Raw genomic sequence first — 14152 nt, 5'->3', positions numbered from 1 at the left:
CCTTGGGGTCGGTGCGCAGCGCCGGGTCTCAGGACCCTACCGGCGCAACTCGTGATCAAGACGTTTTTTCGCGATCGCATCGTTTCTTTCCGCTTTGTCCTGTTCGAACAGCGCGGTTTCCACAAACGTCAGGTGGGCCTCGACCGCGCGGCGCGCGCCTATGGCATCGCGCGCTTGCAACGCGTCGTTGATGATGCGGTGTTGATCCAGCAGTTGATCGCGGGTGGTGCGCTGCTTGAACATGATCTGGCGGTTGTAGAACACGCCTTCGCGCAGGAGCTGATACATGGATCGCATCATGTGCAGCATGATGACGTTATGGCTCGCCTCAATGATACTGAGATGAAAATCAGCATCGAGGCCCGCTTCTTCCGTCGGATTGCGTTTGGTGTGGGCGGCGGCCATTTTTTTGAAGATCGTATCGATCACAGCAAGGTCGGTATCCGTGCCGTGGGTCGCCGCGCGTTCTGCTGCAAGGCCCTCCATATCGCGCCGGAACGCAATGTAGTCGAACACCGCTTCGTCGTGATTGGCAAACAGGCGGACCAGCGTGTCTGAGAAAGCAGACCCAAGGACATCCCCCACAAACACCCCGGCCCCTGCCCGCGACGTCAGTAGGCCGCTGTCCTGAAGGTCAGCCAAGGCTTCGCGCAGCGACGGGCGGGACACGCCCAATCGTTCGCTGAGTTCACGTTCCGAAGGCAGCCGTTCGCCGGGCTTCAAGATCCCGCGCAGGATCAGTTGTTCGATTTGGCGGACAACCGTTTGCGAAATTTTTTCAGGCTGGACCGGTTCAAATGGCATAGGCGACCTTTCGGGAATTGGTCAAATCATATGACCAATGGCTGAGGCTCGCAAATAAAAAGGGCCGCCCAAACACCTGGACGGCCCTTTTGTAGAACACTGTTGCTTTAGTTTGGTGTGATAGTGATTTCCACACGACGGTTCTGGGCGCGGCCCTCTGCGGTCAGGTTCGATGCGATCGGTGCGTCTTCGCCGCGACCGATAGACCGGATGCGGTTTGGCGATACGCCGCTGGAAATCAGTGCGGAGGCCACAGATTGTGCGCGACGCTGGGACAGTTCGAGGTTGAACGCAGCACCGCCCGTGTTGTCAGCGTGGCCGATGACGTTGACCGTTGTGTTCGGGAAGTCGTTCATGGACCGCGCCAGCGCGTTCAGGTCTGTGCGCAGCGCGCCAGACAGCTGGTCGCTGTTGGTCGCAAAAAGGATGTCCTGTGGCAGCGTCACGATCAGCTGGTCACCAGTGTTCACGATGCGCGCGTTGGACCCCAGCTGTTGGCGCAGCTGCGCTTCTTGACGGTCCAGCAATGCTCCGGCACCGGCACCAAGGCCGCCACCGATAATAGCACCTGTGATGGCGCCGCGGTTGCGTTCTTCCACGGTGTCGCCGCGGGCAATGCCCACCAAAGCGCCAGCAGCGGCCCCCACAAGGGCACCTTGCTGGGTGTTGCGGTTCGGGTTGTTCGGGTCCTGAATTTGTTCACAGGCGGTCACAGCGAAAAGGCCGGACACGGCGATGGCGAGTGAGGCTTTGGACAGGGTCATGTTCTATCGTTCCATTGTTGGGCACCGGACATGGTGCACTTGATGGGATTTATATCGGACAAACCCCAATGCTATCCAATAACGCCACTGGCGACGGCAGGGTTCCGCCGAAGTTATCAGAAAACATAACTTTTTGCAGGGGGTTACACTGTGGCTCAACCGGCTTCTTCGCGGGCACTTTCCCATGCCAGAAGCGCACGTTTCACAGGCAGACCCCAATGATAGCCCCCCAAAGCGCCCGATTTGCGCAATGCCCGATGGCAAGGAATCAACCATGAGACGGGGTTGCGGCCCACGGCAGTCCCCACGGCGCGGACCGCTTTGGGTGACCCGATGGCACTGGCGATTTCGCTATAAGTGGTCACATGGCCCGACGGGATCGTCAGCAGCGCCTCCCACACCTTAAGCTGGAAGGGCGCCCCAATCATGTGCAGCTTTGCGTTGCCATTCATGTTGAGGGCGGCATCGACCCACGGGCGGATCATGTCAGGTGTTTTCATAAACGCGGCCTTGGGCCAACGACGGGCAAGGTCATCATAGGCCGCCTCATCGCCCATCTCAGACGTAAAACCCATCCCGCACAACCCACGGTGGGTGCCCATCGCGATCAAGGGTCCGAAGGGGGATTCAAAGCAGCCCCAATGGATCGTCAGCCCCGCCCCGCCTTTGGCAAAGTCCCCGGGGCTCATGGCTTCCCACGTCAGGAACAGATCATGCAAACGGCCAGAACCCGACAGGCCGACCGCATCAGCGGTTGCGAGCGTCGTAAAATTCTCAGCCAACAATGTCTTGGCATATCCCAGTGCCAGATATTGCTGATAGCGTTTCGGGGAGACACCGACCCAGCGGCTGAAGACGCGCTGAAAATGGGCGGGTGACATCTCCATCCGTGTGGCAAGCGCATCCAGCGACAGGGGCGTGTCAGCTGCGTCGATGTGATCAAGCGCGCGGCGGATGACGTGGTAATGATAGCGGTCTGACTGGTCCATGGGGGCACTTTAAGCGGCCATCTCCGCCCGTGCGACCCGAATGTTGCGCCTTGTGCGCAGGACGCCCGACGGGCAAAAGGGGTGCCATGGCAAAGCTTCAAAAACAGCTCGATTATCACACCATCCGTGAGATTTTCACCCGCTTTCAGGCCGCAGATCCCGAACCAAAGGGGGAGTTGGATCACGTGAACGCCTATACCTTGGTCGTCGCCGTGGCCCTGTCGGCGCAGGCGACAGACAAGGGCGTGAACAAGGCCACAGCTGAGTTGTTCAAGATCGCTGACACGCCCCAAAAGATGCTCGATCTAGGTGAAGAGGGTGTGATCCAGCACATCAAGACCATCGGCCTTTACCGCAATAAAGCCAAGAACGTCATCAAGTTGAGCCGTATTCTGGTCGACGACTATGACGGCATCGTCCCCAATTCCCGCGCAGCCCTGCAATCCCTGCCCGGTGTGGGGCGCAAGACCGCGAATGTCGTGCTGAATATGTGGTGGCAGCAACCTGCGCAGGCCGTGGACACGCATATCTTCCGGCTGGGCAACCGCAGCGGCATCGCCCCAGGCAAAGATGTAGATGCAGTCGAACGCGCAATCGAAGACAACATTCCTGCCGATTTCCAACTGCATGCCCACCACTGGATGATTCTGCACGGGCGGTATATCTGCGTGGCAAGGAAACCGAAATGTCAGGCCTGCCACATCCGTGAGCTGTGCCTTTTTAAGGATAAGACACCATGAACTTCGACGTAATCGGCATCGGCAACGCGATGGTAGATGTGATTTCCCCCGCGCCGGACACCTTTCTGGACCAGATGGGCATCACCAAGGGTATCATGCAGTTGATCGAACGGGACCGGGCCGAACTGCTGTATGCCTCCATGTCCGACCGTGTCGAGGCGCCTGGCGGGTCTGTGGCCAACACGCTCGCCGGTATTGGGGAGCTTGGCTTGCAAACGGCCTTCATCGGTAAGGTCAAAGACGATGCACTGGGCCGGTTCTATGCGGACAGCCTCGCCAAGGCGGGCACCGCTTTTCCACTGCCGCCACAGGATGTTGATCTGCCGACCTCACGGTCGATGATCTTTGTGTCGCCGGATGGGGAACGGTCGATGAACACCTATCTGGGCGCAGGTGCGGATATTTCTTCCGCCGATGTGCCCGACGTGTTTGGCACAGGGCTGTTGTTCCTTGAGGGCTATTTGTTCGATAAGGACGAAGGAAAGACCGCCTTTTCCGAGGCCGCGACCAAGATGAAAACCGCCGGTGGCCGGTCGGCGATCACGATTTCCGATCCGTTTTGCGCCGAACGTCACCGCGCCGATTTCAAACGCCTGATCGCGGAAGACATGGACATCGCCATCGGCAACGATGCCGAATGGATGACGCTTTATGAAACCGATGATCTGGATGCAGCCCTGCGTCAGGCCGCTGAGGTCTGTGAGATCGTGGCCTGCACGCGCTCCGGGGATGCGGTTTGGGTACAGCAGGGATCGCAGCGGTTCACCGCAGACGTCACACCTGTGACGCCGGTCGATGCGACCGGTGCTGGTGACCAATTCGCAGCAGGGTTCCTATACGGTGTCAGCACCGGTGCGGCGCTGGATGTGGCAGCGGCCATGGGCGTGATGTGCGCGGCTGAGGTTATCGGCCACATCGGCCCGCGTCCGCAAGCGAACATGCTGGCCGCCTTCAAAACCGCTGGGCTGGTCTAGGATCGGACCGTCGCCAACCAGGCCGCGTCGATCTCGTCAATGATGGCGGGGTCGAAGCGGTCTTCTTCTTTCCAGTATTTGCCTGACGGCACCATGTAGCCTGCGTTAGCCTCGCGCCGCAGGGCGTGATCAATTGCTGCCTCATCGAAGGCCACGCGGGCCGTCATATCAGCGGGGGTGGCGCGGACAAACACCAGACGGCTGGCATCGCGGCTCAGGTTCAAGGTGCGGCACCCGCGCCGATGGGCCATGGCCTGCAACCGCGCCGATTTCGCCTCAAGTGATCGCAAAGTGACATCCGCACGCAGGGGGTCTGCGGTGCCGGTGCCGTAAAAATGGGTTTGCGCGCGATCATACGTCATATCGCAACCCATAAAGGCCATGACGGTTGGTTTCAGGTCATGAAGCGCCCAATATCCAGCGGTGAACGCCATCGTGCCGCCCGCATAGACAAACCCACCCAACGCGTTTTGCGCAGGCACGTAAGTCTCATAAGTGATGATCTTCTGTCCGGTTTCGACCGGATCCGGATGACGATCCGCTGGAAAATCTGACGGGTGGATCAGATAATCCCAATCCGGCCGAACCCGCCAGGCGTTGTTGATCGTGACGATCGCATCAAACGGGCTGCGGTCCCAATGGGCGGCTTCGGTCACATTCGGGCCACTCCCGAGGATCAGAATTTTCATTGGGTGCCCATGTGTTCATTGTCCCGCCGTTCCTCGCGTGACCTAGCACGCGGTAGGTCTGGGTCGAGAGGGCAGATGCCTGCCGCGCGGGCCTATTTGCGAACCCAAAAAACGGCGGCACGCAGTGCGCCACCCAATCTTATCCAGATCAAGTGGCGGCTTCTTCGGTTACGGTCATCGGGATGCCTCCCTGTGCCGCTTCGGGATCATGGCGCGCTAACGTTAGTGGCCGGTAAAGACGGGGCAAAGACCGCCCCCCGCCCGCCGCAGGCGCTGATCGTCAGATCATTCCCCCAGTTTGGCGTGCACCTCATCAAGGTCAATTTCACCGATGGGCATCTTGTTGCCGGGGTTTTCGAAGTCGTATTTGAACAGATTGAAATCCCGTTTGTAGATTTCATAGACCAAATGCATCGACAAATCGTCGAAGTAGTCTTCAACCGGATGGGCACGTTTGGGGCCGTGGCCTTCGCTTTCGTTGAAGCGGGGTATTTCGCCCAGATCGATGGCTTTCGGGGTCTCGATCGCGTCAAGAACCTGCTGCATGCCGTCGTTGAACTGTTCGGTCCAGAAAATCTTGTCGTAGCGCCCGCCGTTCACGATGAACGTCGAAATGTGGCCCGACATGGCCGACCAGTGGATGTCTGGGTCCATCGGGCGGCGCCAGCGGATGGTGTCGCGGGCGAACAGCAAAAACCGGCGGAAGGATTTGATTTGGTCGAATTCAAACCCGTCTTCGGGGGATCCGACCTCAATCCCGTATTTCTGGATAAGCAACGGGACCAGATTGCCGCGATACCGTTTGCCGTTGCGCTGAATGCCGCAAATTTTGTCAAAGAACGACGACAGGATGCGGGTGTAGGGATTGCGCACGCAGGTGAACGCATAGCTTGAATGGTTTTTAACGTTGTTGGTGATCAGCGGCTGGCTGTCATCCATCGCCCATTTGTGCATCCCGCCCTGCGCGTCGTGAATGTCGCCGTCGAAGAATTCGCCATGGTCCGAATAATACATGATTTGACCGATGGTCGAGCAGGCGCATTTGGGCACCACGCGGTACACCACACTCTCACTTTCGGTCATCCAGGTCCCGGGAAACCCCATACTCTTGTCCTCATATATTTGCCGTGCCGTTGGTCCGGCCAGCTTTTGTGCAAAAAAGCAAAGAAATCGTGTTTATTCAATCCGTCTTCACGTTTACATATCTAAAACACTGATCATCCTAGGGGAATATTGTTTCCGATATGGCAAAAATTGCCTTCATCCTGCTGTGTCATAAAGACCCTGAGGCCATCGTGCAGCAGGCCGAACAGCTGACGGCGGTTGGTGACTATATTTCGATCCACTTTGATGCCAGTGCCCCCAAGGCTTATTTTGACCTGATTCAGTCGAAACTCAAAGACAATCCCAACGTCGCTTACGCCACCAAACGCATCAAATGCGGGTGGGGGGAGTGGTCGTTGGTGCAAGCGACGTTATACGCGGTTGAGGCTGCGGTTCAGGCGTTCCCGAGGGCCACGCATTTTTACATGGTGTCGGGCGATTGCATGGCGATCAAATCCGCCAAATTCGCCAAGGAATTTCTGGACTCCGACGATTGTGACTACATCGAGAGTTTTGATTTCTTTGAGAGTGACTGGATCAAGACCGGCATGAAGGAAGAACGGTTGATTTACCGTCACTTCTTTAACGAGCGGACCCATAAATCGCTGTTCTACAATTCGTGGTGGGCGCAGCGAAAGTTGGGTCTTGAACGGGAGATTCCGGCGGATTTGCAGATCATGATCGGGTCGCAGTGGTGGTGTTTGCGGCGCCGGACGGTGGAATGGATCCTCGACATGACGCGCAACCGTCCTGACGTGATGCGCTTTTTCCGCACCACATGGATTCCGGATGAGACATTCTTTCAGACCCTCGTGCGCCATCTGGTGCCTGAGCCTGAAATCCGCACCCGCACGCTGACATTCCTGATGTTCACCGACTACGGGATGCCCGTGACGTTTTACAACGATCACTACGATTTGTTGCTGAGCCAGGATTTCCTGTTTGCACGCAAGATCAGCCCTGAGGCCACGGCGCTGAAGGACCGTCTTGGGCGGCTTTATGCATCTGAGCGGGATGATTTCAAAATCTCGAACGAGGGCAACCGGCTGTTTCACTTCCTGACCGGTCGCGGCCGGATTGGCCGGCGGTTCGCGCCGCGGTTCTGGGAGACCGAGGCCTCTTTGGGCCGTGAACGGGAACTGATGATCATTGCCTGCAAAAAATGGCATGTGGCAAAGCGGCTGGTGGGGTCGATCCAGCATCACACGAACATCCCGGCGATTGACTATCTGTTCAACGAGGAACACACGCCACTGCCTGATCTGGGCGGTATTCAAACGACCTTGGGCAAACGAACGCGCCACAGGCGGGCGTTGATGCGGATGTTGTTTGATTACTATGAGACAGACCGTCTGATCATTTGTCTGGATACGGCGAACCTGGATCTGATGCAGGATTTCTTTTCGGACCGGTCGACGACGCGGTTGTTGGAAATTCAGTGTGAATTTTCCGATGAATACCTGATTGGCCACGCGAAACGTGTGGGACTTGCAGGTGAGCAGACGGCGGAGGAGACGATGCAGCAGCTGCTGCCGACCATTCGTTACGATGTAGTGTATGAGAGTGACCGGATCGGGGATGAGGGGTTCGAGAACCACTACCGCATTCGCGAAGCAGACAGCCCCGATGAAAACACAACGCCGCTGGTTGAATTTTTGAGCTTGCCCGAAGACATTGCCCGCAATCTGGCGCAGACGCCGTATCTTTTTGCTGACTGAGGAACCCCATGGATTTTGTTTACGACGACCAGAATATCTTTGCCAAAATCCTGCGCGGCGAAATCCCGAACAAAACGGTCTATGAAGACGAACACGCCTTGGCGTTTCACGACATCGCGCCCAAAGCGCCGGTACATGTCCTGGTGATCCCCAAAGGGCCATATGTGTCGATGGATCATTTTTGTACGGAAGCCAGTGACGCAGAGATCGTGGGCTACATGCGGGCCGTGGCCAAAGTGTGTGAGATCACAGGTGTCGAAAACGGGTTTCGGGCGATTTCCAACGCGCGTGAGGACGGCGTCCAAGAGGTTCCGCATTTGCACGTCCACATCTTGGGCGGGCGCGATATGGGGCCGATGGTGGCTCGTTAACCCCCGGTCTTTATCGAACAGGCTTTGCCTGTCCGATCCGCGCGTGCTGCGCACGCGGGAGGGGCGCTGCCCCCGGCCTGCGGCCTCCCCCGGAGTTTTCGGATCAGAAGAATGAAGGCCCGCGTGTTCGACCGCCGCGCGTCAGGCGCGGGTAAGGTCGAGGAAGACGTCTTCGAGGTCGGGGTCTTCGGTGCGGACGTCTTTGATCGAGATTGAGGCCGCGCGCAGAAGATCAAGCACCTCATCCGCGCGGGTCTGGCTGGTCTTATAGGTGAAGGCCAAGGTGCCGTTGTCCCGTGCAGTGCCCGTGATTTGCGGCGGCAAGGCGGGCAGATCGGTGGGGCGGTCCGGGGTGATGACCAGCGTTTTGGCGTCCAGCTGGCTGAGAAGATTGGACGTTGTGTCATTGGCGATGACCGCCCCGTGGTTGATGATGGCGATCTGGTCGCACATCTGTTCGGCCTCTTCGAGGTAATGGGTCGTCAGGATGATCGTCATCCCGTCGTCATTGAGACGCCGCACGTTTTGCCAAAGCAAGTTGCGCAATTCGATGTCGACGCCAGCGGTGGGTTCATCGAGGACAAGGATTTGGGGGCTGTGGACCAGCGCCTTGCCTAGGAGCAAGCGGCGTCGCATGCCGCCAGACAGGGACCGCGCGTAGGCATTGGCCTTGTCCGTTAGCCCTGTAAGTTCAAGAAGTTCATCGGTGCGGCGCTGCGCCTTGGGTACGCCGTAAAGACCCGCCTGTACATCGAGGGACCCGCGCGGGGTGAAGAAGGGATCAAGGTTGGGTTCTTGCGGCATGATGCCAATGGCAGCGCGCGATTGGCGCGGATTGCGGTCTTGGTCAAAGCCCCAGATGGTCACGGCGCCAGCGGATTTGGTCACAAGGCCCGCGAGGATGTTGATCAGCGTGGATTTGCCCGCACCATTTGGCCCCAGAAGCCCAAAGATCGATCCACGTGGGACCGTCAAGTCAACGCCTTGCAATGCCTCTTTTGCGGGACTGCGCTTGGTTGCGGCGTAGGTCTTTTTCAGGCCGGTGATTTCAATCGCGTTCTGAGACATGCTGGGCGTTTCCCGTCTTGTTCATGGACGAAGGATCGCTAGTATGCCGCGTCAACACGACCCTTCCAAAGGGCACCTAGCGTGCCCACAACCCAGAGGCAAATCCATGGCTCAACCAGCGCCCGAAACCAAGATTGTGAACGACTGGCGGATTGCCTGTGACGGGGGCGAAGGCGCTTTGGGTCATCCGCGTGTCTGGCTGCAAATTCCACGCGATACGGGCTGGGTCGAATGTTCCTACTGTGACGCGCGCTATGTCCACGCCAGCAAGGCGGACGCAGGTGAGTAAAACCCGTGCTGTTGCGGCGATGATCGCGCTTGCCGTCGCGGTGACGCTGGCGGTCCGATTGAACATGACAGCGCAGGAAAACGGAACTTCGGTCCTTGGGGCTGCGTGGATTGATTACCGGTTCTTTACGATCTGGACGAACACCCTTGTGGGCGTGGTTGCTGTCGGCATCGCCATGGGGCGCGCTGCGCCGCAGTGGCTGACGGCGGGCAGTGCCTTGGCCATTGCGTTGGTTGCGGGCGTGTATCACGCGCTTTTGGCGGAAGGGCGCAATTTGGTGGGCCTTGATCTGGCGGTGGACACGATGGTTCACACGGTCATTCCGGCGGCCTTTATCGGTGTATGGCTGTTCGCTTTGCCCAAAGGGCGGCTGGCATGGCGAGATCTATTGATTTGGGCGGCTTATCCCATCGTCTATTCGGTCTATGCCATTCTTCGGGGCACGTTCGATGGGGTCTATCCGTACTTCTTTTTGAACGTGGCGGAGTTGGGCGCGGGGGGCGTCGCCCTTTGGGTGGCCGGTTTGGCGCTGGTGTTTTTGACCGCGGGCGTCGGGGTCATCCTTGGCGCGCGGATGATGGCGCGCGGCGCTTGAACGATTGAACCCCTGCGCGGACCCCGCTACCTAGGGAGGGTCTGCACAAAGGGGGTATGCAATGGCGTTCGGAAAAGGTTGTCACCTTCACCTGATCGACGGATCGGCGTTCATTTTTCGGGCGTATCATGCGCTGCCGCCTTTGACGCGGAAATCGGATGGCTTGCCCGTGGGGGCCGTGTCCGGCTTTTGCAACATGCTGCAACGCTATGTGGAAGGAAACGCTGGCGGGGATGTGACCCATGTTGCGGTGATTTTCGACAAGGGCAGCCATACGTTCCGCAATGACCTTTACGATCAATACAAAGCCAACCGTGAGGCGATGCCAGAGGATTTGCGACCGCAGATCCCGCTGACCCGCGATGCCACCCGCGCCTTCAACATCGCCTGCGAAGAGATTGAAGGGTTCGAGGCCGATGACATCATCGCCACCCTTGCACGCCAAGCCCGCGAAGCCGGGGGGCGCTGTACGATCATCTCCTCCGACAAGGACTTGATGCAGTTGGTGGGCGACGGCGTCGTGATGATGGATGCCATGAAGGGCAACAAGGTCATCGACCGTGAGGGGGTCGAGGAAAAGTTTGGCGTGGGTCCCGAACGGGTGATCGACGTGCAGGCCTTGGCCGGTGACAGCGTGGACAACGTGCCAGGCGCGCCCGGGATCGGGATTAAGACGGCGGCTTTGTTGATTAATGAATACGGTGATCTGGAAACGCTGCTCGACCGCGCGAGTGAGATCAAACAGCCCAAACGGCGTGAGACTTTGATAGAGAAGCGTGAGCAGATTGAGCTGTCCAAAAAGCTGGTCGCGCTGGATGTGAACATGGATTTGCCGTTCACCCTCGACGATCTTGAGGTGCGTGACCCTGAGCCTGAGAAACTGTTGGAGTTTCTAGCGCAGATGGAATTCCGCACCATTGTGAAACGGATTTCTGAAAAACTGGATGTTGACGCCCCCGTCATCGAAGACACGGCCCCCGCGGCTGAGGCTGAGGACGCGCCGGAACAGCCATCTTTTGAAGACGCGACCTATGATTGGGTCAAGGATGCCGATGCGCTGAAGGCATGGATCGCGCGGATTTACGGGCGCGGCTATGTGGCGGTCGATACCGAGACCACGGCGCTGAACGAAATGCGGGCAGAGCTTGTGGGCGTGTCGTTGTGTGTGGACGCAGGGCACGCCTGTTACGTGCCACTGACCCACAAGGGCGGGGCGGCGGATGATCTGTTCGGCGATGATACGCTGGCCGAAGGTCAGATGGATTTTGAGGAGGCTCTGGCGATCCTCAAGCCCATGTTGGAGGACGACAGTATCCTCAAAATCGGGCAAAACATGAAATACGACGCCAAGATTTTCGCGCGCATTGGCGTGAATGTGGCGCCCATTGATGACACGATGCTGATGTCTTACGCGATGAATGCGGGGCTTCATAATCACGGGATGGACGGTCTGTCGGAACGCTATCTGGGCCACAAGCCGATTGAGATTAAATCGCTTTTGGGCACCGGAAAATCGGCCAAGACGTTCGACCGAGTGCCGGTTGAAGATGCGGTGCGCTATGCGGCCGAAGACGCGGATATCACCTTGCGTTTGTGGCAGATGTTCAAACCGCAGCTGCACCGCAAACAGGTCACGACCGTCTATGAAACGCTTGAACGGCCGCTGGTGCCTGTGCTGGCGCGTATGGAGATGTCGGGGATCAAGGTGGACCGCGATACGCTGAGCCGGATGTCCAATGCCTTCAGCCAAAAGATGGCCGGTTTGGAGGATGAGTTATACGAATTGGCGGGCGAAAAGTTCAACGTTGGATCGCCCGCACAGGTGGGTGAAATCCTCTTTGATAAGATGGGGTTAGAAGGCGGCAAGAAGGGCAAGACGGGGAAATATTCCACCGGTGCCGATATTCTTGAGGACTTGGCGACCGAACATGAATTCCCCGCACGGGTGCTGGATTGGCGTCAGCTGAGCAAGCTGAAATCGACATATACCGACGCTCTGCAGACCCATATCAACGATGAGACAGGCCGCGTGCATACGTCCTACGCGATCACGGGGGCCAATACGGGGCGGCTGGCCTCTACCGACCCGAACCTGCAAAACATCCCGATCCGCACAGAAGAAGGCCGCCGCATCCGCGAGGCGTTTGTCGCCGAAGAGGGCAAGGTGTTGGTGGCGCTGGATTATAGCCAGATCGAGTTACGCATTCTGGCCCATATCGCCGACATTCCCGCGCTGAAACAGGCCTTCGCAGAAGGCCACGACATTCACGCCATGACCGCGTCTGAAATGTTTGATGTCCCGCTGGATGAGATGACGCCCAACGTGCGCCGTCAGGCCAAGGCGATCAACTTTGGCGTGATTTACGGCATCAGCGGCTTTGGTCTGGCGCGCAATCTGCGCATCCCACGGGCCGAGGCGCAGGGGTTCATCGACCGGTATTTCGAACGCTTTCCTGGCATCCGAAAGTACATGGACGACACTGTCGCATTTGCCAAAGAGCACAACCGTGTAGAAACGCTCTTCGGTCGCAAAATCCACACGCCAGAGATCAACGCCAAAGGGCCTGGCGCGGGCTTTGCCAAACGTGCGGCGATCAATGCGCCCATCCAAGGCACAGCTGCGGATGTGATCCGGCGTGCGATGATCCGCATGGATGACGCGATTGCGGGGCTGCCTGCCAAGATGCTGTTGCAGGTCCACGATGAACTGGTGTTCGAGGTCGACAAGGACGCCGCCGACGATCTGATCGGCGTGGCCCGCGATGTGATGGAAAACGCGGCTGATCCGGCGGTGAAGTTTGACGTGCCGTTGGTCGTGGATGCAGGGATTGGTGCCACTTGGGCGGAGGCGCACTAAAATTCCGGAATTTTAGTGCACGGGAACCAAGCGTGAGGGCTGCGGGTTGATCCTCCTGAAACACACAGGAGAGTCCGATGAAAGACGCGAGCCACGATATCAAAGCCGAATTTTGGGATGCCATGGAAGACGTGTCCGAATGCATGCTGGGCATCAAGGGCGACAGCCTAATCCCGATGACGCCCAAGATCCTTGACGACGGCAAGGACGGCAAAATCTGGTTTGTCACCGCTGAGGGCACGGGCCTTCACATGTCCATCAAGGGTGGCGCACGTGAGGCACGCATGGTCGTATCCGAACGCCGTGAAGGCATTTGGGCCGATGTCGAAGGGACGTTGGCTGCCGAAAACGACGCGCAGGTCCTGGATGAGATTTGGTCGTCCATGATGGGCGCATGGTTTGAAGACGGCAAGCAAGACCCCGATGTCCGCCTGATGAGCTTTACGCCCCGCACGGCGGAAGCGACCATCACCGACGACAATCCGGTGCGGTTTTTCTACGAGATCGCCAAAGCGAAGATGACAGAGACGAAGCCCGACTTGGGCGGTTGGAGCGGTAAGATCACCTTTTGATCTGACGCTTTAAGATGTTGAAACACAAAAGGGCCGCCCGGTTTGGGCGGCCCTTCGTCGTCTCGGGAGGAAGACGATGGGGGAGGTCTTAGTTCACCTTTTCGGCGTCAATCACGTCTTGCGCCTTGGGGGCGGCCGTCGTGATTTCGATCCGGCGCGGTTTCAACGCCTCGGGCACTTCGCGCACCAGTTCGATGTGCAGCATGCCGTTTTCATGGGACGCACCCGTCACGCGGACGTGGTCGGCCAGATGGAAGCGGCGGGAAAAGGCGCGCGTGGCGATGCCACGGTGCAGATAGGTCCGCTCAGCCGTGTCTTCGGCTTTTTTGGCGGTCACATGCAGGGCGTTTTCCTTCACTTCAACATGGAGGTCGTCTTCGGAGAAGCCGGCCACGGCGATGGAAATGCGCCAGCCGTCATCGGCCAGTTTTTCGATGTTGTAGGGAGGGTAGCTCTGGCTGCCGGTGTCGTTTGATAGAACGCGGTCCATCATCTGGGCAACTTGGTCAAAACCGACGCTGGCACGGTGCAGCGGAGCAAGGTCAAAGGTTCGCATGGGTATCCTCCATTGAGCGATCATTGCGTATATAATGCCGTCCCATTCGGGCCCGGCGGGTT

Annotated in this window: 15 protein-coding genes; 8 read left to right on the top strand and 7 right to left on the bottom strand. The window is 58.3% G+C overall.

Annotated elements, in window-relative coordinates; translation table 11 throughout:
• Positions 1–36: 36 nt before the first annotated feature.
• The 3 genes from ACTG36_RS04070 to ACTG36_RS04060 form a co-directional block, all read right to left on the bottom strand.
• The gene (locus tag ACTG36_RS04070; protein WP_375281503.1) at positions 37–804 is read right to left on the bottom strand and encodes a FadR/GntR family transcriptional regulator; all 768 of its coding nucleotides are present in this window, start codon (positions 802–804) and stop codon (positions 37–39) included.
• Between the two features lie 107 nt (positions 805–911).
• The gene (locus ACTG36_RS04065) at positions 912–1568 is read right to left on the bottom strand and encodes an OmpA family protein (RefSeq protein ID WP_375281502.1); all 657 of its coding nucleotides are present in this window, start codon (positions 1566–1568) and stop codon (positions 912–914) included.
• A 155-nt stretch (positions 1569–1723) separates the two neighbouring features.
• Positions 1724–2557, bottom strand: a complete 834-nt coding sequence (locus tag ACTG36_RS04060; protein WP_375281501.1) for a bifunctional helix-turn-helix domain-containing protein/methylated-DNA--[protein]-cysteine S-methyltransferase — start codon at positions 2555–2557, stop codon at positions 1724–1726.
• Between the two features lie 86 nt (positions 2558–2643).
• Here ACTG36_RS04060 and nth point away from each other — a divergent pair, with 86 nt between their 5' ends.
• Both nth and ACTG36_RS04050 read left to right on the top strand, forming a co-directional pair.
• Complete coding sequence (nth, locus tag ACTG36_RS04055; protein ID WP_375281500.1) at positions 2644–3297, top strand: endonuclease III; 654 nt, start codon at positions 2644–2646, stop codon at positions 3295–3297.
• Positions 3294–4271, top strand: coding sequence for an adenosine kinase (locus ACTG36_RS04050; protein WP_375281499.1), 978 nt, complete (start codon positions 3294–3296; stop codon positions 4269–4271). Before nth ends, ACTG36_RS04050 begins: the two co-directional genes overlap by 4 nt.
• On the opposite strand, the gene ACTG36_RS04045 is transcribed toward ACTG36_RS04050, so the two are convergent.
• On the bottom strand, positions 4268–4960 hold the full coding sequence (locus tag ACTG36_RS04045; protein WP_375281498.1) for a hypothetical protein: 693 nt from the start codon (positions 4958–4960) through the stop codon (positions 4268–4270). The two genes, ACTG36_RS04050 and ACTG36_RS04045, sit on opposite strands and share 4 nt — an antisense overlap.
• Positions 4961–5245: 285 nt before the next feature.
• Positions 5246–6064: a sulfotransferase family protein gene (locus ACTG36_RS04040; RefSeq protein ID WP_375281497.1), complete on the bottom strand. Its 819-nt coding sequence runs from the start codon at positions 6062–6064 to the stop codon at positions 5246–5248.
• A gap of 140 nt (positions 6065–6204) precedes the next feature.
• Between ACTG36_RS04040 and ACTG36_RS04035 the strand changes: the two genes are divergently transcribed.
• Positions 6205–7782 (top strand): DUF5928 domain-containing protein, encoded by a 1578-nt coding sequence (locus tag ACTG36_RS04035; protein WP_375281496.1) that lies wholly within the window; start codon positions 6205–6207, stop codon positions 7780–7782.
• Between the two features lie 8 nt (positions 7783–7790).
• Positions 7791–8153 carry a histidine triad nucleotide-binding protein gene (locus ACTG36_RS04030; protein ID WP_375281495.1) on the top strand — a complete coding sequence of 121 codons (363 nt, stop codon included), beginning with the start codon at positions 7791–7793 and terminating at the stop codon, positions 8151–8153.
• A gap of 141 nt (positions 8154–8294) precedes the next feature.
• On the opposite strand, the gene ACTG36_RS04025 is transcribed toward ACTG36_RS04030, so the two are convergent.
• Positions 8295–9221 (bottom strand): ABC transporter ATP-binding protein, encoded by a 927-nt coding sequence (locus ACTG36_RS04025; RefSeq protein ID WP_375281494.1) that lies wholly within the window; start codon positions 9219–9221, stop codon positions 8295–8297.
• A 106-nt stretch (positions 9222–9327) separates the two neighbouring features.
• On the opposite strand from ACTG36_RS04025, the gene ACTG36_RS04020 reads away from it, so the two are divergent.
• The 4 genes from ACTG36_RS04020 to ACTG36_RS04005 all read left to right on the top strand — a co-directional run bounded on the left by ACTG36_RS04020 (position 9328) and on the right by ACTG36_RS04005 (position 13534).
• Positions 9328–9510, top strand: coding sequence for a zinc-finger domain-containing protein (locus tag ACTG36_RS04020; RefSeq protein ID WP_375281493.1), 183 nt, complete (start codon positions 9328–9330; stop codon positions 9508–9510).
• On the top strand, positions 9503–10105 hold the full coding sequence (locus ACTG36_RS04015; RefSeq protein WP_375281492.1) for a Pr6Pr family membrane protein: 603 nt from the start codon (positions 9503–9505) through the stop codon (positions 10103–10105). Before ACTG36_RS04020 ends, ACTG36_RS04015 begins: the two co-directional genes overlap by 8 nt.
• A 61-nt stretch (positions 10106–10166) precedes the next feature.
• Positions 10167–12962: a DNA polymerase I gene (gene polA / locus ACTG36_RS04010; protein WP_375281491.1), complete on the top strand. Its 2796-nt coding sequence runs from the start codon at positions 10167–10169 to the stop codon at positions 12960–12962.
• 77 nt (positions 12963–13039) lie between these two features.
• A complete protein-coding gene (locus tag ACTG36_RS04005) occupies positions 13040–13534 on the top strand; it encodes a pyridoxamine 5'-phosphate oxidase family protein (protein WP_375281490.1) in 495 nt (164 codons plus the stop codon).
• 88 nt (positions 13535–13622) lie between these two features.
• Here the strand turns inward: ACTG36_RS04005 and ACTG36_RS04000 are convergent, their stop codons facing one another.
• Positions 13623–14090 (bottom strand): Hsp20 family protein, encoded by a 468-nt coding sequence (locus tag ACTG36_RS04000; RefSeq protein ID WP_375281489.1) that lies wholly within the window; start codon positions 14088–14090, stop codon positions 13623–13625.
• Between the last annotated feature and the right edge of the window lie 62 nt (positions 14091–14152).

The sequence above is a fragment of the Pseudooctadecabacter sp. genome (assembly GCF_965657175.1).
GTDB lineage: Bacteria > Pseudomonadota > Alphaproteobacteria > Rhodobacterales > Rhodobacteraceae > Octadecabacter.
This window is presented reverse-complemented; position numbering and strand designations above follow the sequence as displayed.

Excerpts from the sequence above, each read along its gene's own strand:
- ACTG36_RS04070 (WP_375281503.1), bottom strand. The coding sequence starts at position 804 with ATGCCATTTGAACCGGTCCAGCCTGAAAAAATTTCGCAAACGGTTGTC.
- ACTG36_RS04065 (WP_375281502.1), bottom strand. The coding sequence starts at position 1,568 with ATGACCCTGTCCAAAGCCTCACTCGCCATCGCCGTGTCCGGCCTTTTC.
- ACTG36_RS04060 (WP_375281501.1), bottom strand. The coding sequence starts at position 2,557 with ATGGACCAGTCAGACCGCTATCATTACCACGTCATCCGCCGCGCGCTT.
- nth (WP_375281500.1), top strand. The coding sequence starts at position 2,644 with ATGGCAAAGCTTCAAAAACAGCTCGATTATCACACCATCCGTGAGATT.
- ACTG36_RS04050 (WP_375281499.1), top strand. The coding sequence starts at position 3,294 with ATGAACTTCGACGTAATCGGCATCGGCAACGCGATGGTAGATGTGATT.
- ACTG36_RS04045 (WP_375281498.1), bottom strand. The coding sequence starts at position 4,960 with ATGAAAATTCTGATCCTCGGGAGTGGCCCGAATGTGACCGAAGCCGCC.
- ACTG36_RS04040 (WP_375281497.1), bottom strand. The coding sequence starts at position 6,064 with ATGGGGTTTCCCGGGACCTGGATGACCGAAAGTGAGAGTGTGGTGTAC.
- ACTG36_RS04035 (WP_375281496.1), top strand. The coding sequence starts at position 6,205 with ATGGCAAAAATTGCCTTCATCCTGCTGTGTCATAAAGACCCTGAGGCC.
- ACTG36_RS04030 (WP_375281495.1), top strand. The coding sequence starts at position 7,791 with ATGGATTTTGTTTACGACGACCAGAATATCTTTGCCAAAATCCTGCGC.
- ACTG36_RS04025 (WP_375281494.1), bottom strand. The coding sequence starts at position 9,221 with ATGTCTCAGAACGCGATTGAAATCACCGGCCTGAAAAAGACCTACGCC.
- ACTG36_RS04020 (WP_375281493.1), top strand. The coding sequence starts at position 9,328 with ATGGCTCAACCAGCGCCCGAAACCAAGATTGTGAACGACTGGCGGATT.
- polA (WP_375281491.1), top strand. The coding sequence starts at position 10,167 with ATGGCGTTCGGAAAAGGTTGTCACCTTCACCTGATCGACGGATCGGCG.
- ACTG36_RS04005 (WP_375281490.1), top strand. The coding sequence starts at position 13,040 with ATGAAAGACGCGAGCCACGATATCAAAGCCGAATTTTGGGATGCCATG.
- ACTG36_RS04000 (WP_375281489.1), bottom strand. The coding sequence starts at position 14,090 with ATGCGAACCTTTGACCTTGCTCCGCTGCACCGTGCCAGCGTCGGTTTT.